Origin of the sequence: Pseudomonas sp. CC120222-01a (assembly GCF_003097235.1) — a bacterium.
Taxonomy (GTDB): Bacteria; Pseudomonadota; Gammaproteobacteria; order Pseudomonadales; family Pseudomonadaceae; genus Aquipseudomonas.
On record NZ_QEQQ01000013.1, the window covers coordinates 30,159 to 48,272 of the forward strand.

At 64.7% G+C, this 18,114-nt stretch carries 16 protein-coding genes; 6 read left to right on the forward strand and 10 right to left on the reverse strand.

Features of this window, described 5'->3' with window-relative positions; genetic code table 11:
• Nucleotides 1–28: 28 nt before the first annotated feature.
• The 10 genes from N430_RS17225 to benA form a co-directional block, all read right to left on the reverse strand.
• Nucleotides 29–1,279 (reverse strand): OprD family porin, encoded by a 1,251-nt coding sequence (locus N430_RS17225; RefSeq protein ID WP_110638007.1) that lies wholly within the window; start codon nt 1,277–1,279, stop codon nt 29–31.
• Between the two features lie 54 nt (nt 1,280–1,333).
• Nucleotides 1,334–2,533 carry a benzoate/H(+) symporter BenE family transporter gene (locus N430_RS17230; protein WP_110638008.1) on the reverse strand — a complete coding sequence of 400 codons (1,200 nt, stop codon included), beginning with the start codon at nt 2,531–2,533 and terminating at the stop codon, nt 1,334–1,336.
• A gap of 160 nt (nt 2,534–2,693) precedes the next feature.
• Complete coding sequence (catA, locus tag N430_RS17235) at nt 2,694–3,608, reverse strand: catechol 1,2-dioxygenase (protein ID WP_110638009.1); 915 nt, start codon at nt 3,606–3,608, stop codon at nt 2,694–2,696.
• Nucleotides 3,609–3,646: 38 nt separating this feature from the next.
• Nucleotides 3,647–3,937, reverse strand: coding sequence for a muconolactone Delta-isomerase (gene catC, locus N430_RS17240; RefSeq protein WP_003256111.1), 291 nt, complete (start codon nt 3,935–3,937; stop codon nt 3,647–3,649).
• A 162-nt stretch (nt 3,938–4,099) separates the two neighbouring features.
• The gene (locus N430_RS17245; RefSeq protein WP_116583649.1) at nt 4,100–5,221 is read right to left on the reverse strand and encodes a muconate cycloisomerase family protein; all 1,122 of its coding nucleotides are present in this window, start codon (nt 5,219–5,221) and stop codon (nt 4,100–4,102) included.
• A 29-nt stretch (nt 5,222–5,250) separates the two neighbouring features.
• On the reverse strand, nt 5,251–6,573 hold the full coding sequence (locus N430_RS17250; RefSeq protein ID WP_110638012.1) for an aromatic acid/H+ symport family MFS transporter: 1,323 nt from the start codon (nt 6,571–6,573) through the stop codon (nt 5,251–5,253).
• A gap of 79 nt (nt 6,574–6,652) precedes the next feature.
• Nucleotides 6,653–7,414: a 1,6-dihydroxycyclohexa-2,4-diene-1-carboxylate dehydrogenase gene (locus N430_RS17255; protein WP_110638013.1), complete on the reverse strand. Its 762-nt coding sequence runs from the start codon at nt 7,412–7,414 to the stop codon at nt 6,653–6,655.
• Between the two features lie 210 nt (nt 7,415–7,624).
• Nucleotides 7,625–8,638 (reverse strand): benzoate 1,2-dioxygenase electron transfer component BenC, encoded by a 1,014-nt coding sequence (benC, locus tag N430_RS17260; RefSeq protein ID WP_110638014.1) that lies wholly within the window; start codon nt 8,636–8,638, stop codon nt 7,625–7,627.
• Between the two features lie 70 nt (nt 8,639–8,708).
• On the reverse strand, nt 8,709–9,194 hold the full coding sequence (gene benB, locus N430_RS17265) for a benzoate 1,2-dioxygenase small subunit (protein ID WP_110638015.1): 486 nt from the start codon (nt 9,192–9,194) through the stop codon (nt 8,709–8,711).
• The gene (gene benA / locus N430_RS17270; RefSeq protein WP_110638134.1) at nt 9,191–10,561 is read right to left on the reverse strand and encodes a benzoate 1,2-dioxygenase large subunit; all 1,371 of its coding nucleotides are present in this window, start codon (nt 10,559–10,561) and stop codon (nt 9,191–9,193) included. The genes benB and benA overlap by 4 nt, the downstream gene beginning before the upstream one ends.
• A 632-nt stretch (nt 10,562–11,193) precedes the next feature.
• Here benA and N430_RS17275 point away from each other — a divergent pair.
• The 6 genes from N430_RS17275 (at nt 11,194) to N430_RS17300 (ending at nt 18,028) form a co-directional block, all read left to right on the forward strand.
• On the forward strand, nt 11,194–12,255 hold the full coding sequence (locus N430_RS17275) for a 3-deoxy-7-phosphoheptulonate synthase (protein WP_110638016.1): 1,062 nt from the start codon (nt 11,194–11,196) through the stop codon (nt 12,253–12,255).
• A gap of 81 nt (nt 12,256–12,336) precedes the next feature.
• On the forward strand, nt 12,337–12,618 hold the full coding sequence (locus N430_RS17280) for a peptidylprolyl isomerase (RefSeq protein WP_110638017.1): 282 nt from the start codon (nt 12,337–12,339) through the stop codon (nt 12,616–12,618).
• A 13-nt stretch (nt 12,619–12,631) separates the two neighbouring features.
• Complete coding sequence (locus N430_RS17285) at nt 12,632–14,557, forward strand: extracellular solute-binding protein (RefSeq protein ID WP_110638018.1); 1,926 nt, start codon at nt 12,632–12,634, stop codon at nt 14,555–14,557.
• Nucleotides 14,554–15,612, forward strand: a complete 1,059-nt coding sequence (locus tag N430_RS17290; RefSeq protein ID WP_110638019.1) for a microcin C ABC transporter permease YejB — start codon at nt 14,554–14,556, stop codon at nt 15,610–15,612. The genes N430_RS17285 and N430_RS17290 overlap by 4 nt, the downstream gene beginning before the upstream one ends.
• A complete protein-coding gene (locus N430_RS17295; protein WP_110638020.1) occupies nt 15,612–16,628 on the forward strand; it encodes an ABC transporter permease in 1,017 nt (338 codons plus the stop codon). The genes N430_RS17290 and N430_RS17295 overlap by 1 nt, the downstream gene beginning before the upstream one ends.
• Before the next feature lie 17 nt (nt 16,629–16,645).
• Complete coding sequence (locus tag N430_RS17300) at nt 16,646–18,028, forward strand: sigma-54-dependent Fis family transcriptional regulator (protein ID WP_110638021.1); 1,383 nt, start codon at nt 16,646–16,648, stop codon at nt 18,026–18,028.
• Nucleotides 18,029–18,114: the final 86 nt, after the last annotated feature.

An 18,114-nucleotide genomic window follows, 5' to 3' on the forward strand; every position in this document is an offset into this window, starting at 1 on the left:
TGTGTGACAACAAATGGCCGGCGATGCCTTAGAACAGCTGCCAGGTGTACACCAGGGTCAGCCGGTTCTCATCGATGTCACTCCGGTAGTTGGACCGCGCCATGGCATTCCTCACTCGAATTCCCAGCCCTTTGAACACCCCGCTCTGCACCGCATAGCCAATGTCCAGGTCACGCTCGCGGTCCTTGCCCTCGTATCCCTTGCCGGTGTCGACATTGTTGCCGGTGATATAGCGGACCGTCGCGGTCAACCCTGGCACGCCCATGGCCGCAAAGTTGTAGTCATAACGCAGCTGATACGAACGCTCGTCGGTATAGGCGAACTCATAGGTCGGCACTTCGTTGCCCAACGGCGAGATGTTGGCAAACACCCGTGGGAACGGGCTGTCGCCATAGATGCCCTGGTAGCCGGCGCCGAAGCTGTGGCCGCCATGCCGGGCTGTGAACATCGAGAAAAACGCCTGGTTGTCGATCTTGCCCAGCAGCGCATCACCGTCTTCGTGAGCGGTGAAATAGCCAAGGTTGGCGTTCAGCACCCAGTCCCCTATCGGCTTGCTGTGCTTCAGGCCCAGGAAACCCTGGTGGTAGATATCTTCAAGCTGCCCATACCAGAGGCTGACACTGCTCTGGTTGGCGTTGAACGCATAGTCACCGCCCACATAGTTGAACGCATCGCTTTCGGCCTGACGCTGGGGCACATGGCCGAGCATGGCGTTCATCTTGCCGTCGCCCCCCTCGTTGCGCAGGTGGGTGCTGGTCAGGTGCCCGGCCTGCACGGTCAGCCCGTCGATTTCCGCCGAGCTGATGCTGGTGCCCTGGTAGGTCGGCGGCAACAGGCGGATATCACTGAACGTCAGCACCGGCAGGTTGGGCTGCAGCTCGCCCACGCGCAGCTCGGTCTTCGACAGCCGGGCCTTGAAGGTGGGCGCGATACGGTTGTACTCGTCGGCTGCGCGGCCATCGCCTTGCACCGGCAGCAGGCCGGTGTTGACCCGGTCCGGGCTGCTGTCGAGCTTGATGCCAAGCAGGCCCAGCGCGTCGACGCCAAAACCGACCGGGCCCGGTGTATAGCCGGACTTGAAGTCAAGGATGAAGCCTTGGGCCCACTCCTCGGCCTTGGACTGCTGGTTGGCCCCGACGATGTCGGAAAAATCACGGCTGAAGTAGTAATTGCGGGCGCTGAGGCTGGCTTTGGCATCTTCAAAGAAGCCGCCTTCGGCCGCGAACAAGGAGGGGCTGAGCAAAGTCAGCCCGATGGCGACGCAAGGGGTGTGGTTCATTCCGAAGCTCTCTTGATCTTGTTGTTATGGATAAAGCGCGGGGAACACGGGTTTTCAGGGGGTGCGACGCAGCACCTCGTGGGGTTGCGGGCGGCGCAGGCGCAGCAGCCCATGGGCCAGCAGGCCGAACAGCAGCCCCCAGAACGCGGCCGACAGGCCCAGGAAGGACACCCCCGAGGCGGTGACCAGGAAGGTGAACAACCCGGCATCGCGTTCGCTGGGTTCGGCCAGGCTGCGCGCCAGGGCCTCACTGATGGCGCCATACAAGGCAAGCCCGGCCAGCGCGGCGATCAACGCGGCAGGGAACGCAGCGAACAGCGACATCAGCGTCGCCCCGGCAATCCCCAGCAGCAGGTAGAGGGCACTGCCAGCGACCGCCGCGATGTAACGCCGGCGCGGGTTCTCATGGGCTTCATGCCCAGTGCACAGACTGGCGGTGACAGCCGCGAGGTTCAGGCCATGGCAACCGAACGGTGCGAGCAGCGCGCCGGCCAGTGCGCTGGCACTGATCAGCGGGCTGGCCGGCGTGGCGTAGCCGGCGTTACGCAACACCGCCATGCCCGGCATGAACTGCCCGGTCAGTGCGACCAGCACCATGGGCAGTGCCAGGCTGAAGGTTGCTGCCAGGCTGAACTGTGGGGTGATCCACTGTGGCGAGGCCAGCTCCAGCACCAGCGCCTCGCTGCGAAAGGCTCCTCTGGCCACGGTCACCAGGGCGCCGACAGCCAGCACTGCCGCCACGGCGTAGCGCGGTTGCAGCCTGCGCATCAGCACGTAGGTCGCGAACATCGCCAGCACCAGCAGCGGCTGCACCGGCAGTACCCGAAACACTTCGGTGCCGAAGCTGAACAGGATGCCGGCCTGCATGCCCGCCGCGATGGAGCCAGGCAGGTGCGCGATGATGCGGTCGAAGGCCCCGCTGATGCCGATCAGCAGCAGGACCAGGTTGGCGACCAGGTACGCACCTACGGCCTGCTCCAGGCCGAGCTGGGGCAAGGCAGTGACCAGCAGTGCGGAACCGGGGATCGACCAGGCGATCACCACCGGTACCCGGTAATGCAGGCTGAGTGCGGCACCGAGCACGGCGCTGCCCATGGACACGGCCCAGACCCAGGACGACAGCATGCCGTGGGACAGGCCTGCGGCTTCGGCGGCATGGAAGATGATCACCAGGGGGCCGGCGTAGGAAATCAGGGTCGCGATGCAGCCGGCGACCAGGGCTGACAGGGAGCAGTCCTTGATCAGGGTTTTCATGAGACGTCTCGCAAGGCTTCGGCCGGCCTTGGTGGCTGGCTCTTGTTCTGTGTGGCCTTCTTCGCGGGCAAGCCCGCTCCCACTGGCTCGACACAGGTTCTGATACTGACGCGACACCTGTGGGAGCGGGCTTGTCCCGCGAAGAAGCCAGCGCGGTGTTTCAGGCCTCTTGCAGCGCTCGCGGCCGCCCGCTGCGCTGTTCGTCCTCGGTCCCGTGCGCCTTCTGCAGCTGGAAGTCGAACTTCAACTCGGCGTGGCGACCCTCCGCCCCTTCATGGAACACCACCTCGCCCACCAGCCCGTCACGGGTGGCGTAGGCGAAGTCGTCCCACAGGTACTTGTCCCCGGCCAGGTTGATCTGGGTCGTCAGGTGGCGGTGCCCCGGTGCCGAGATGAAGAAGTGCACGTGTGCCGGGCGCTGGCCGTGGCGGCCGAGCAGGTCCAGGCATTCCTGGGTCGGCCCCTGTGGGTCGCAGCCATAGCCGGATGGCACGATGGAGCGCGCGCGATAACGGCCTTCGGCATCGGTGACGATGCGCCGGCGCAGGTTGTACTCGGACTGGCTCTGGTCGAAGAACGAATAGGTGCCACGGGTATTGGCATGCCAAAGGTCGACGATGGCCCCGGCCAGCGGCTGGCCTTGCGGGTCGAGCACCTGGCCCTCGAGCAGCATGACGGTCGCCACGCCCTCCTCGCTGCCATCGTCCATGCGCACTTCACCCTCCGCCAGCGGCGCGCCAGCCACGTACAGCGGGCCTTCGATGGTGCGCGGGGTGCCGCCGGTCAAGCCGACTTCGGCATCCTTGGCATCCTGCAGCAGGTCGAGGAAGTGCTCGATGCCCAGGCCTGCTACCAGCAGCCCGGCTTCACCGCGCCCGCCAAGGCGGTTCAGGTAGTCGACGGCGTGCCAGAACTCGTCTTCGGTGATTTCCAGGTCTTCGATCAGGCGTGCAGTGTCCTGCAGCACGCGCTGAATAATGCGCTTCAGGCGCGGGCTGCCGTCGTCATTGCCAAAGCCGGCGGCCTTTTCGAAGAACGCCTGGATATCGGCAGTCTGGGAAATCTTCACGGTCATGATGCTTACCTCATCTTGTTCTTGTGCAAAGGGTTGAATCAGCGGTCGTCGCTGTGGATCGACGACGGGTGGCGGCACAGGCCGTCAACCTCGATGTCCATGTACGGGAACAGCGGCAGCTGCATCAGCGTGTCGTGCAGCGCCTCGACGCTGGGCACATCGAACACGCTGTAGTTGGCGTAGTGCCCGGCGATGCGCCACAGGTGGCGCCAGGTGCCCTCGCGCTGCAGGCGCTGGGCCAGTTCCTTCTCGTCGGCCTTCAGTTGCGCGGCCTTGGCCGGGTCCATGTCGACCGGCAGTTTCACGGTCATCTTCACGTGGAACAGCATGTTGTTTTCTCCTGTCTTGCAAAGTGTTCAAAGGCTGGCACGGACCCTGTGGGAGCGGCTTTAGCCGCGAACACCGGCGCAGCCGGTGCCATCCTCCGCGTCGCCTGCTTCGCGGCTAAAGCCGCTCCCACAGGGGATTTGTGTGTTCCTTCAGTCCGTGGCTCAGCGGCGGGCAAAGCGCGCCAGGCGTTGTTCGTCGAGGCTCAGGCCCAGGCCCGGGGTGCGTGGCACATGCAGCTGGAAGTCGTGGTACTGCGGTGGCTCGTTGACGATCTCTTCGGTCAGCAGCAGCGGCCCGAACAGCTCGGTGCCCCAGGTCAGCTGGCGCAGGGTGAGGAAGGTATGGGCCGAGGCCAGGGTGCCGATCGAGCCTTCGAGCATGGTCCCGCCGTACAGGGCAATACCGGCCGCTTCGGCGATCTGCGCGGTGCGCAGCACGGCGCGTGGGCCGCCATTCTTGGCAATTTTCAGGGCGAAGATGCTGGCGGCGCCGTCGGCGGCCAGGCTGAAGGCGTCCTCGACGCTCTCGATGGACTCGTCAGCCATGATCGGCGCCGGGCTGCGCTGGTTCAGGCGCACCTGACCGCCGCGGTTGATGCGCGAGATGGGCTGTTCGATCAGGTCGATGCCGTTGTCGCCGAGCACCTGGCAGGCACGGATGGCTTGGGATTCGTCCCAGTACTGGTTGACGTCGACGCGCACGCTGGCGCGTTCGCCCAGCTCACGCTTGATCGCCACCACGTGCTTCAAGTCCTGCTCCAGCGGGTTGGCGCCGATCTTCAGCTTGAACACCCGGTGCCGGCGGATCTCCAGCATGTGCTCGGCTTCGCCGATGTCGCGGGCGGTGTCGCCGCTGGCCAGGGTCCAGGCCACTTCCAGGCTGTCACGCACACGGCCACCGAGCAGTTCGCTGACCGGCAGGCCAAGGCGCTTGCCCTGGGCGTCGAGCAAGGCGCTTTCGATGCCGGACTTGGCGAAGGTGTTGCCCTTGGCCAGCTTGTCGAGCTTGAGCATGGCGGCATTGATGTTGTCCGCGGGCAAGCCGATCAGCGCGGGCGCCAGGTGCGCGTCGATGTTGGCCTTGATGCCTTCGGGGCTCTCGTAGCCGTAGGCCAGGCCGCCGATGGTGGTGGCCTCGCCGATGCCTTCGACGCCGTCGCTGCAGCGCAGGCGCAGCACCACCAGGGTCTGCTGCTGCATCGTGTGCATCGCCAGCTTGTGCGGGCGGATGGTCGGCAGGTCGACGATGATCGCGTCGATACGTTCGATGGTCGGGCTGGTCATGCAAAAGCTCCAGTTCAGTCAGTGAATGATCAGGCCGTCGCCATCTGGGCCTGGCGCCGGCCACTGGCCAGGTGCACGGCCATGGCCAGTGCGGCGATGGCACCGGGGATGGCGAAGGCGATGAAATTGAGTTGCAGCGGCAGGTTGATGCTCATCAAAGCACCGCCGAGCAGCGGGCCGACGATGGCACCGTTGCGGCCGATGCCCGATGCCCAGCCAAGGCCGGTGGAGCGCACCGACAGGCCGTAGAGCTGGGCAGCCCCGGCATACAGCAGGATCTGCGTGCCGATGGTGGTAGCGCCGGCGATGAAGATCAGCAGGTACAGCACCGGCATCGGGCTGTTGACGCCAAGCAGGCTGATCGACAGCGCCGCCGCGATGAAGAACGCCACCTTGACCTTGACCAGGTTGTAGCGGTCGCCCAGCCAGCCACCGAGAATTGCCCCGGCCATGCCTCCGAAGTTCAGGGCCAGCAGGAACGATAGGCTCGAGCCCAGGCTGTAGCCGGCGTTGGCCATCAGTTTCGGCAGCCACGAGCTCAGCGCGTAGACCATCAGCAGGCAGCAGAAGAACGCCAGCCACAGGGCCAGGGTGCGGATGGCCAGGCCATTGCGGAACAGTTCCAGCACCGAGCTGCCGCCACCTTTGCGATCCGCCGCCTGCAGCGCGTCATCCGCCTGCACATCGCAATCCGGGTCCAGGCGCTTGAGCAGCTGGCGCGCTTCTTCTGTGCGCCCCTGCCGCACCAGAAAGCCAATGGACTCCGGCAGGTAATAGAGAATCACCGGCAACAGCAGCAGCGGCACCGCAGCGGCAAAGAACATCGACTCCCAGCCAAAGCGCGGCAGCATGAAGATGCCGACACCTGCCGAGAGCATGCCGCCCAGCGAATAGCCGCTGAACATGATTGCCACCAGGGTGCTGCGCACGCGCTTGGGTGCGTATTCGTTCATCAGCGCCACGGCATTGGGCATCAGGCCGCCGCAGCCGAGGCCGGCGATGAAGCGATAGATGCCGAACTCGCCGGGGCTGCTGGCAAAGCCGTTGAGAATGGTCGCCCCGGAAAACAAGGCAAAACAGATGGCGATCCCTTTCTTGCGCCCGATGCGGTCGGCCAGGCTGCCGAACGCCAGGGCGCCGAACATCATGCCAAACAGCGCGTAGCTGCCCAGCGCACCGGCCTGCAATGGGGTCAGCCCCCACTCTTTCATGATCACCGGCAGTACTACGCCGTAGATGAACAGGTCGTAGCCGTCGAAGATCAGCAGCAGGCCGCACAGGGCCATGACCATCCAGTGGAACGGTGTGAAGCGGGCGTTATCGATGATCGGGTGGACGTCCAGGGTTCGCATGGCATCTGTCTCTCTTGTTGTTGTTTTGGAGGAACGCTTTGCCGGGGGGCTTTGCATGGGGGCTTTGCATGGGAAGGGTTCAGCCGAGGTCACCGCCCCCCACCGGCAAGGTCACGCCGGTGATATAGGAGGCCTCGTCGGAGGCCAGGAAGAGGATCGCGCCGACCTGCTCGTCGATGCTGCCGTAGCGGTGCATGAGGCTGCTGTCGAGGGTCTGGTCGACGATCTGCTGGTACCAGGCCTTGTCCTGCTCGCTCTGCTCGCTGTTGTTGCGCGGCACACGGCGCGGGGGCGCCTCGGTACCACCGGGCGCGGTGGCGTTGACGCGGATGCCGCGGCCGGCGGTTTCGAAGGCCAGGCACGCGGTGAGCGCGTTGACGCCGCCCTTGGCCGCGCCGTATGGCACGCGGTTGACCCCACGGGTGGCGATCGACGAGACGTTGACGATGGCGCCGCTGCCGCGTTCGAGCATGTACGGCAGCGCCGCGTGGCAGCACCACAGGGTCGGGAACAGCGAACGGCGGACTTCGGCCTCGATCTGGTCGACCTGGTAATGCTCGAAGGGCTTGGCCCAGATGGTGCCGCCGACGTTGTTGACCAGGATGTCGAGGCGGCCGAAGGTTTCCACCGCCGTGGCCATGACCCGGGCGCAATCGGCGTGCAGTTCGAGGTCGGCGGTGAGGGTCAGCATGCCCTCCCCGGCCAGTTCGTGGACCAGTTCGGAACGGTCCACGGCCACCACCTGCGCGCCTTCGGCCTTGAGCCGCCAGCACACGCCACGGCCAATGCCCTGGGCGGCGCCGGTGACCAGGGCGACCTTATTGTGGAATCGGTTGTTCATGTCGATCTCCTTTCAATCCGAAATTGCCGGGAGGGCTGCGCCCTCCATCGCGACGCAAGGCCGCTCCCACAAGGGAACGCGGTACATGTGGGAGCGGCCTTGCCGGGGCGCCGGACCGGTCGGAAAGGGCCGCAACGCGGCCCCAGCAATCCCGCAGGCAATAAAAGGAGGCCACCGTCACCCGCACGATGGCGGCGGCCCCAAGGAAACTCAGGCCGCGGCCGCCGCGAACTTCTCGTAGTAGAAGTTCGCCGGGTTGATGTCCTGATCGCGCAAGTACTGGCTCACCGCCTCGACCATCGGTGGCGGCCCGCACAGGTACACATCGACGTCGCCGTCATTGAGGTGCTGCGGCGCGATGTGCTGGGTCACATAACCCTTCTGCGGGTATTGGCTGTCAGGGTTGGCCACGCAGGCACTGAAGGTGAAGTTGGGGATGCACGCCGCCAGGTCCTGCAGGCGGTCCAGTTCGACCAGGTCGAAATCGTTGGTCACCCCATAGATCAGGTGCAGCGGGTGTTCGCTGCCCTGCTCGGCAATCTTCTCCAGCATCGCCGTGAACGGCGCCAGGCCCGTACCACCGGCCAGCAGCAACAGCGGGCGCTGGATCGGCCGCAGGTAGAAGCTGCCCAGCGGGCCAGCCAGGCTCATGCTGTCACCGGCCTTGGCCAGGCTGGTGAGGAAGCTGCTCATCAGGCCGCCCGGCACATTGCGGATCAGGAAGCTGACCTCGCCGTCCTTCTGCAGCGAGCTGAAGGAATAGGCGCGGCTCTGGTCGCTGCCCGGCACCTTGAGGTTGACGTACTGCCCCGGCAGGAAGGCCAGCCGGCTCAGCGCCTCGCCCTTGATCGACAAGGCGATGGTGCTGGCCGACAGTTGGCGCACGTCGCTGATGGCGGCCTCGAAGCTGGCCTGTTCGGTCTTGCACAGCTGCGACGACGCCGGGATGCGTACCACGCAGTCACTTTCGGCGCGCATCTGGCAGGTCAGCACGTAGCCGTCGGCGATTTCGTCTTCGCTCAGGGCGTCTTCGATGAAGTTGTCGCCCAGGTCGTAACGCCCGGATTCGGCCTTGCACTTGCAGGTACCGCAGGCGCCGTCGCGGCAGTCCAGCGGGATGTTGATGCCCTGGCGGTAGGCGGCATCGGCCACGGTTTCATGGCCGCTGGCCTCGATGAAGCGGGTCACCCCGTCTTCGAAATTAAGCGCGATCTGGAAGCTCATGTTGCACCTCGCGGGCGAGCCTGGCCGCAGCGCGCCCAAGGGCACACCGAGCGGCTCGCGTTACCTCGGATCAGATGTGGTAGATGTCGATGACCTGACGCACGTAGTCGTTCTTCAGGACCACCTTCTTGGCCTTGATCAGCGGCTGCTCACCGCGCAGGTCGAGGGTGTAGAAACTGGTGCCGAAGTAGCTGTCGGTGGTCTTGTAGCGGAAGCTCAGGGTGTGCCAGTTGAAGCGCACCCGGCAGCTGCCCTCGCCCTGCTCGACAATCTCGATGTTGCTGATGTTGTGCGAGGTGCGGGTGTCCGGCACGGTCGCACTGGAGCGCTCGGTCTTGATGCGGAACACGCGGTCTTCGAGGCCGCCCCGGTTGCCGTACCAGATCAGCGAAATCTCGCTTTGAGGGTCTTCGGTCAGGGTGTCGTCATCGTCCCAGGACGGCATCCAGAAGGTTGCGTCGCTGGCGTACAGCTCCAGCCACTGGTCCCACTGGGCATCGTCCAGGTAGCGCGCTTCGCGGTAGAGGAAGTCACGCACGGTGTTATGCAGGCTCATTGCACGGCCTCCACGGGAATCAGTTGCTGTTCCTGTTGATGCTCCTGTTTCAGTGCCTTGATCATGGTGTCCTGCCAGTACTTGTGCTGCAGTACGAACAGCCCTTCGTCCTCGGTGCGCACGCCCGACAGCAGCGGCTTGAGTTCGATTTCCTTCGCCGCCTCATCGGCACCTTCGACCCAGTGCTGTGCACCGCGGGACATGTCGTTCCAGCCCGTGCCGCCGCCGTAGCCGGTCTGGCAGGAGCGGAACTCTTCGAGATCGTCCGGGGTTGCCATGCCACTGACGTTGAAGAAGTCTTCATACTGGCGGATGCGCTTGGCCCGGGCATCGGCACTCTCGCCTTTCGGCGCGATGCAGTAGATGGTGATTTCGGTCTTGTTCACCGAAATCGGCCGGGCAATGCGGATCTGCGAACTGAACTGGTCCATCAGGTAGACGTTGGGGTACAGGCACAGGTTGCGCGAGTTCTCGATCATCCAGTCGGCGCGTGCCTGGCCGAAATCGGCGGCCAGCTGATCACGGCGCTCGAAGGCCGGGCGGTCTTCGGGGTTGGCCCAGCGGGTCCACAGCAGCAGGTGGCCATGGTCGAAGGAATAGAAGCCACCGCCCTGCTTGGCCCAGGCGCCGGCGCTCATGGTCTTGATCTCGTCGCCCGCTTCGCGCTGCTTGCGCTGGTTCTGGGTGGCGGCGTAGTTCCAGTGCACGGAGCTGACGTGGTAGCCATCAGCGCCATTCTCGGCGGTGAGCTTCCAGTTGCCCTCGTAGATGTACGAGCTGGCACCGCGCAGCACTTCCAGGCCTTCCGGGGACTGGTCGACGATCATGTCGATGATTTTGGCGGACTCGCCGAGGTGCTCGACCAGCGGCTTGACGTCGGCATTCAGGCTGCCGAACAGGAAGCCACGGTACGACTCGAAGCGGGCGACCTTGGTCAGGTCGTGGGAGCCGTCGCAGTTGAAACTGTCGGGGTAGCCGGCGTTGCTCGGGTCTTTGACCTTGAGCAGCTTGCCGCTGTTGTTGAAGGTCCAGCCGTGGAACGGGCAGGTGTAGCTGGAACGGTTGCCGCGCTTGTGCCGGCAGAGCATGGCGCCGCGGTGGCTGCAGGCGTTGAGAAAGGCATTGAGCTCCCCGTCCTTGTTGCGCGCGATGAAGATCGGCTGGCGCCCCATGGTCAGGGTGAAGAAGTCGTTTTTCTCGGGGATCTGGCTTTCATGGGCCAGGTAGATCCAGTTGCCTTCGAAGATGTGCTTCATCTCCAGGTCGAACAGGCGCGGGTCGGTGAACATCTCGCGTTTGCAGCGATAGACGCCGGTTTCACGGTCGTCCTCAAGCATGGCATTGAGGTAGTCGAATCCCAGGGACATGGCCAGGGTCTCCATTGTTATTGTTCAGACCGGGTCAGGTTAGGGTTCGCCCTGGGGTGGCAATATCCATCGTGTGCAGAGTGCTATCCGTTTTGTGCAATTATCGACGCGATAGCATTTATCCATTGAACAGTGCGCATTGCCTGAAGTAAGCTCGGGCTCATTCACTGGAGAGCAACATGCCGAAACACACCCGCAACCACGCCAACCACACCGGTCGCACCCTGCGCCCTGTGCTGGCCGTTGCCGGCTGCCAGGCTGCTGCCAGCTATTACTTTGGGTATTGGTTTAGCCACTAGGCGCCGATACCCACCCGGCGCCCACCTTCGAGGGGCCGCCGAACATGAGAATACTCAAACCCCCGGTCGGCTCCCCGACCGGGGGTTTTGCTTTTCAGGCCATTGCACTTTTACCGATTCGAACTGAGGACAGATTCATGAACTACGCCACTTATTACTACGCAAGCACCTATGCCTGGCGATTTAGCCAATCCCGTTCGGGCCAGCCTGCCGCCTCCGATCGGTCCATCACGGGTGGCAATGCTGCAGACAATCAATCAACGAATAGTCGAACACCTCGATAGGGCCGACCGCGCGGGCCAGAACCCGCCGTCCGCCCAGGGAACACACGCCATGCAAGCCTCGAACCTCGCTCTGCCCCTGACCCAACCGCACGCTGCCAACACCACCGTCAGCCAGCGCCTGCCCAGCCCGCACCTGCTCAAGCAGCAGATGCCGCTATCCAGCGAACACGCCCAGCAAGTCCACAGCCACCGCCAGGCCATCCGCGCCATCCTCGAAGGCCGCGATGAGCGCCTGCTGGTGATCGTCGGCCCGTGCTCGATCCACGACCCCCGTTCGGCCCTGGAATACGCCGACCGCCTGGCGGCGCTGAGCCGCGAAGTCGATGACAAGCTGCTGCTGGTGATGCGCGCCTACGTGGAAAAACCCCGCACCACGGTGGGCTGGAAAGGCCTGGCCTACGACCCGCACCTGGATGGCAGCGACGACATGCACGCCGGCATCGCCCTGTCCCGCGGCTTGATGCTGAGCATGATCGAACGCGGCCTGCCGATCGCCACCGAGCTGCTGCAACCGATGGCCGCCGGGTACTTCGATGACCTGCTGGGCTGGGCGGCGATTGGCGCGCGTACCACCGAATCGCAGATTCACCGGGAAATGGTCAGCGGCCTGGAGCTGCCGGTCGGTTTCAAGAACGGCACCGACGGCGGCGTCGGTATCGCCTGTGACGCCATGCGCAGCGCGGCGGCCCCGCACCGTCACTTCGGCATGGATGCGCAGGGCTACCCGGCGATCATCGAAACCCTGGGCAACCCGGACACCCACCTGGTGCTTCGCGGTGGCCACAAGGGCCCGAACTACGATGCCGCCAGCATCGCCCAGGCCCGCCAGGGTTTGGCCAAGGCCGGCTTGCAGGCGCGTATCATGGTTGACTGCAGCCATGCCAACAGCGGCAAGGACCCTGCCCGCCAGCCCGCCGTGTTCGAGGACGTGCTGGCCCAGCGCCTGGCCGGTGACCGCTCGCTGGTCGGCGTGATGCTCGAAGGCCACCTGTTCGATGGCTGCCAGGCCCTGGGCAAGGGCACGCTGAAATACGGCGTGTCGATCACCGATGGCTGCCTGGGCTGGAGCGCGACCGAAACCCTGCTGCGCGAGGCCGCAGCGCGTATGTGAAGTGCCTACAGCAAGCCTGGCGAGACATGACCCGATCAAGTGCGCTAGGCTTGCCGTTTTCACCCCCAAGGAGCAGTACCCATGGCACGCGCCACCGCCCGTCACATCCTCGTCGCCACTGAAGAAAAGTGCAACGAACTGAAAGCCCAGATCGAAGCCGGTGCCGACTTCGCTGAAATCGCCAAGGCCAACTCCACCTGCCCGTCCAGCCGCCAAGGCGGTGACCTGGGCTCGTTCGGCCCAGGCCAGATGGTCAAGGAATTCGACACCGTGGTGTTCAGCGCCCCGGTCAACACCGTACAGGGCCCGGTCAAGACCCAGTTCGGCTACCACCTGCTGGAAGTGACCAGCCGCCAGGACTAAGTCATCGCATCCGATGATTATCCCTGTGGGAGCGGGCATGCCCGCGAAGAGGCCTGAGCAGACAACGAGGTTGTCTGAACTGGCGCATTCGCGGGCACGCCCGCTCCCACAGGTCATTTTTGGCGTCGTGCTTTTGTGTATGGGCTGGATGGCTCAAGCCGCGCCCACCCACGCGTTGACTGTCTACGGCGAAGCCCCCCGCTACAGCGAAACCTTCCGCTACTTCGACTACGCCAACCCCGACGCCCCCAAAGGCGGCCTGATGCGCCGCTCGGCCATCGAGATCGGCCAGTTCGACCATATCCTCCCCTACATCGACAAAGGCATCGGCGTCAGCGAGGTCGATGGCTGGCTGTATGCGCCCCTGGCGCAACGCTCGTTCGACGAACCCTATACCGTTTACGGCCTGATCGCCCGGCGCATGGAACGTGGCCCGGACGACGCCTGGTTGCGCTTCGAGATCGACCCCAAGGCGACCTTCGCCGATGGCAAGCCGGTGCGCGCCGAAGACGTGCGCTTCAGCTTCGACAAACTCATGGCCGAAGGCAGCCTCAAGTACCGCACCCAGTTCGCAGAAGTCACCGGCGTCACGGTCGAAGGTCCGCTGCTGGTGCGCTTCGACTTCAAACAGCCCCATGGCCGTACACTGGCGCTGGACCTGGCCAGCCTGCCAGTACTGCCCGAGCACGACTGGGGCAAACGCGACTTCGTCAACGGTGCCGGCTTCGACAAGCCGGTCGGCAGCGGCCCGTACCGTATCGGGCGCATCGACAACGGCCGCAGTATCACCTTCGAACGTGACCCCAACTGGTGGGCCAAGGACCTGCCGGTAAACCGCGGGCGCTACAACTTCGAGCGCATCCGCATCGAGTATTTCGGCGACACCGAAGTGGCGCGCCAGGTGCTCAAGGGGGGCGGCTACGACTACAACCGCGAGTTTTCCGCCACCGCCTACACCCTGGGCTATAACGGCGCGCAGCTGGACGATGGCCGCCTGCAACGTGCCCACCTGGGGCCGGCCAAGCCGCAGGCGGCCCAGGGCTTCGTGTTCAACCTGGATAAGCCACAGTTCAAGGACCGCCGTGTGCGCCAGGCACTGGCCATGCTCTGGGACTTCGAGTGGAGCAACCGGCAGATGATGCGCAACATGTACATCCGCCAGCAGAGCGTGTTCTCCAATACCCCGCTGGCAGCCCGCGAACTGCCGGATGCGGGCGAGCTCAAGCTGCTCGAACCGCTGCGCGGCCGGGTACCGGACGAAGTCTTCAACCAGGTGTTCACGGCGCCGGTCACCGACGGCTCGGGGATCATTCGCCCACAACAATTGCAGGCGCTGGCCTTGTTGCAACAGGCCGGCTGGCACCCCGACGGTGATCGCCTGGTCAACGACCAGGGCGAGCCACTGGAATTCACCTTCCTCAACGGCCAGTCCGGCATGGAGCGCCTGTTGCTGCCGTGGAAGCGCAACCTGGCGCAGATCGGCATCACCCTGAACATCCGCAACGTCGATTCGGCGCAGTACGTGAACCGTCTGATGGCCCGCGACTACGACATGATCGTCACCGGCTATCCGGTGACCCTGTCGCCAGGCGCCGAGCTGTACAACTACTTCGGCTCGGCCGCTGCCAACGACCCGGGCTCGAACAACCTGATGGTGCTCAAGGACCCGGTGGTGGACCAGCTGATCGACGGCCTGGTGCGCGCCGATACCCAGGCCGACATGCTGCACCACGCCCATGCCCTGGACCGGGTGCTGCAATGGAACTACTACTGGATCCCCAACTATTACCCGCCCGGCAGCTCGACAGTGTGGTGGAACCGCTTCGGCCTGCCGAACATCCAGCCCGCCTATGACGAAGGCCTGGACAGCTGGTGGGAAATCAGCCCGACCGCACTGACCAACGCGCAGATGGCCGAACGGCAGAAGGCCCAGCCATGACCAGCTACATCCTGCGGCGCCTGCTGCTGATCATCCCGACCTTGCTGGCGATCCTGCTGGTCAACTTCGCCATCGTCCAGGCCGCGCCCGGCGGCCCCGTCGAGCAGGCGGTGGCGCGGCTGCAGGGCCTGGGCGGCGGTGCGCCCGGCGCCCGGGCCGAAGTGGTACACGGTGAGTCCCGGGCCACCCGTGGCCTGGACCCGAAGCTGATCGAGGAGATCAAGCGCCAGTACGGTTTCGACAAGACCGCCCCGGAGCGCTTGTGGCTGATGCTCGGCCAATACGCCCGGCTGGACTTTGGCCAGAGCTTCTTCCGCGGCGCCAAGGTCACCGACCTGATCCTCGACAAGTTGCCGGTGACCCTGTCGCTGGGCTTCTGGGCCACGCTGATCACCTACCTGGTGTCGATCCCGCTGGGCATCCGCAAGGCGGTACGCCACGGCAGCCGCTTCGATGCCTGGAGCAGCGCGCTGATCGTTGTCGGCTATGCCCTGCCCTCGTTCCTGTTCGCGCTGCTGCTGATCGTGCTGTTCGCCGGCGGCACCTCACTGAACTGGTTCCCGGTCCGTGGCCTGGTCTCGGATGATTTCGACCAGCTCAGCGTGCTGGGCAAGGTCGCCGATTACTTCTGGCACCTGGTGCTGCCGGTCGGTGCCCTGGTGATCGGTGGCTTTGCCACCCTCACCCTGCTGACCAAGAACGCCTTTCTCGATGAAATCTCCCGCCAGTACGTGGTCACTGCACGCGCCAAGGGCCTGAGCGAACGCCGCGTGCTGTATGGGCACGTATTGCGCAACGCCATGCTGCTGGTGCTGGCCGGCCTGCCCCAGGCGCTGATCACGGTGTTCTTCGCCGGCTCGTTGCTGATCGAGGTGATCTTCTCCCTCGACGGCCTTGGCCGCATGAGCTACGAAGCCGCGGTGTCACGGGACTACCCGGTGGTGTTCGGCACGCTGTTCATCTTCACCCTGGCTGGCCTGCTGTTCCGCCTGATCGGCGACCTGGCCTTCACCGTGCTCGACCCGCGCATCGACTTCGACACGAGGGCGCACTGATGCTGTCGCCGGTTTCGCGTCGTCGTTTGCAGCGCTTTCGCCGCAACCGCCTGGGCTGGGTGTCGCTGTGGCTGTTCGCCGGCCTACTGGTGCTGAGCCTGTGCGCCGAACTGGTGGCCAACGACAAGCCGCTGCTGCTGAGCTACAAAGGCGATTTGTACATGCCAGCGCTCAAGCGCTACAGCGAGCAGCAGTTTGGCGGCCAGCTGCCGTTCCAGCCGGACTACCGCAGTGCCTATGTGCGCCAGCTGATCGAGGGTCAGGGCGGCTGGATGCTGTTCGCCCCCATCCCGTTCAGCGCCGACACACCCAACTACGACCTGCTGGTGCCCACCCCGAGCCCGCCGAGCGCGAGCAACTGGCTGGGGACTGACGACCAGGGTCGCGACGTGCTGGCGCGGGTTCTGTATGGCACGCGCACCTCGCTGTTGTTCGCCTTTGCCCTGACGGTGATCAGCGTGCTCATCGGTGTCGGTGCCGGCGCGCTGCAAGGCTATTACGGCGGCTGGGTGGACCTGTTCGGGCAGCGCTTGCTGGAGGTGTGGTCGGGGCTGCCGGTGCTGTACCTGCTGATCATCCTCAGTGGCTTTGTCGAGCCGGACTTCTGGTGGTTGCTGGGCATCATGGCGCTGTTCTCGTGGCTGGCCCTGGTCGATGTGGTCCGTGCCGAATTCCTGCGTGGGCGCAACCTCGAGTACGTGAAGGCAGCGCGTGCCCTTGGGCTGTCAGACACCCTGGTGATGCTGCGCCATGTGCTGCCGAACGCGATGAACGCGACGTTTACCTATGTACCCTTCATGCTCACCGGGGCGATCACCACGCTGACGGCGCTGGATTTCCTCGGTTTCGGCATGCCCGCCGGCAGTGCTTCGTTGGGTGAGTTGGTGACCCAGGGCAAGCAGCACCTGGAAGCGCCGTGGCTGGGCTTTACCGCGTTCTTCGCCCTGGCGGTGATCCTGTCGCTGCTGGTGTTTATCGGCGATGCCTTGCGTGAGGCGTTCGACCCCAGAGGATAGGTTTCAGGATTTTACCCATGCACGACAGCGACAGCCTCAAGGACTACCCCCAGGTACGGCAACTGGCGATCCGCTCGCTGTTCGAGATCATCGAGCAGTCCAGCGAAGGCACGGTGATCGTCGACCGTGATGCACGCATAGTCTGGATGAATGAACGTTACGCCCGGCGCTTCGGCCTGGCCGATGCCGGCAGCGCGATCGGCCAGCCGTGCGAGGCGGTCATCCCGGGCAGCCTGATGCGCCAGGTAGTGAGCGATGGCCGGCCAATCCTGCTGGACATGCTCGATACCCCCAATGAGCCGCTGGTGGTGATGCGCCTGCCGATCCACGATGCCCAGGGCGCCCTGATCGGCGCCATCGGCTTTGCCTTGTTCGAGGAGCTGCGCAGCCTGTCGCCCTTGCTCAAGCGCTATGCAAGCATGCAACAGGAACTGGCCAGCACCCGCTCGCAATTGCGTGCACGCCAGGCCAAGTACAGCTTCGCGCAGTTCGTCGGCAGCAGCCCGGCCAGCCTCGAAGCCAAACGTCGCGCGCGGCGCGGTGCGGGCAGCGATTCGCCGGTGCTGCTGCTGGGCGAAACCGGCACTGGCAAAGAGTTGCTGGCCCATGCCATCCATGCGGCTTCGGCGCGGGCGCACAAGGCCTTTGTCAGCATCAACAGTGCGGCAATCCCCGAAAACCTGCTGGAAGCCGAGTTCTTCGGCACCGCGCCTGGCGCCTTCACCGGTGCCGACCGCAAGGGCCGCAGCGGCAAACTACAACTGGCCGAGGGTGGCACCTTGTTCCTCGACGAGATTGGTGACATGCCCCTGGCGCTACAGAGCAAGCTGCTGCGCGTACTGCAGGAAAAGGAGTACGAACCGGTCGGCTCGAACCAGATGCTGCGCAGCGACGTGCGCATCATCGCCGCCACCTCCATCGACCTGCAGGCGGCCATGGCCCGCGGGGCATTTCGTGCCGACCTGTACTACCGGTTGAATGTGCTGCCGATCGAAGTGCCGCCGCTGCGCGAGCGGCTCGAGGACTTGCCGGCGCTGTGCGAAGCGATCCTGGCCGAGCTGGGCAGCCAGTACGAATTGGAACAGGACGCCCAGGCATTGCTGGCGCGGCATCGGTGGCCGGGGAATATTCGTGAGCTGCGCAATGTGCTGGAACGGGCGACGTTGCTGGCTGACCAGCCACGCCTTGGTGTCGCCGACCTGGCGGCGGCGCTAGGGCCGCTGAGCCCGGTCGCGGGTCAGGAACAACGGATGAGCTATCGTGAGGCGTGTGAACAGTTCGAGCGCAGGCTGATTGCCGGGGCGTTGGCCGAGCATGCGGGCAACGTGCCCGAGGCTGCCAAGGCGTTAGGGTTGGGACGCTCGACCTTGTACAAGAAAATGGTTGCATTCGGTCTCTGATTAGAGACGTGTGTTTCTGTTTTGAGATTGCCGCGAGGGCTTCGCCCTCGATCGCGGATAAATCCGCTCCTACAGGGGGTAAGCGG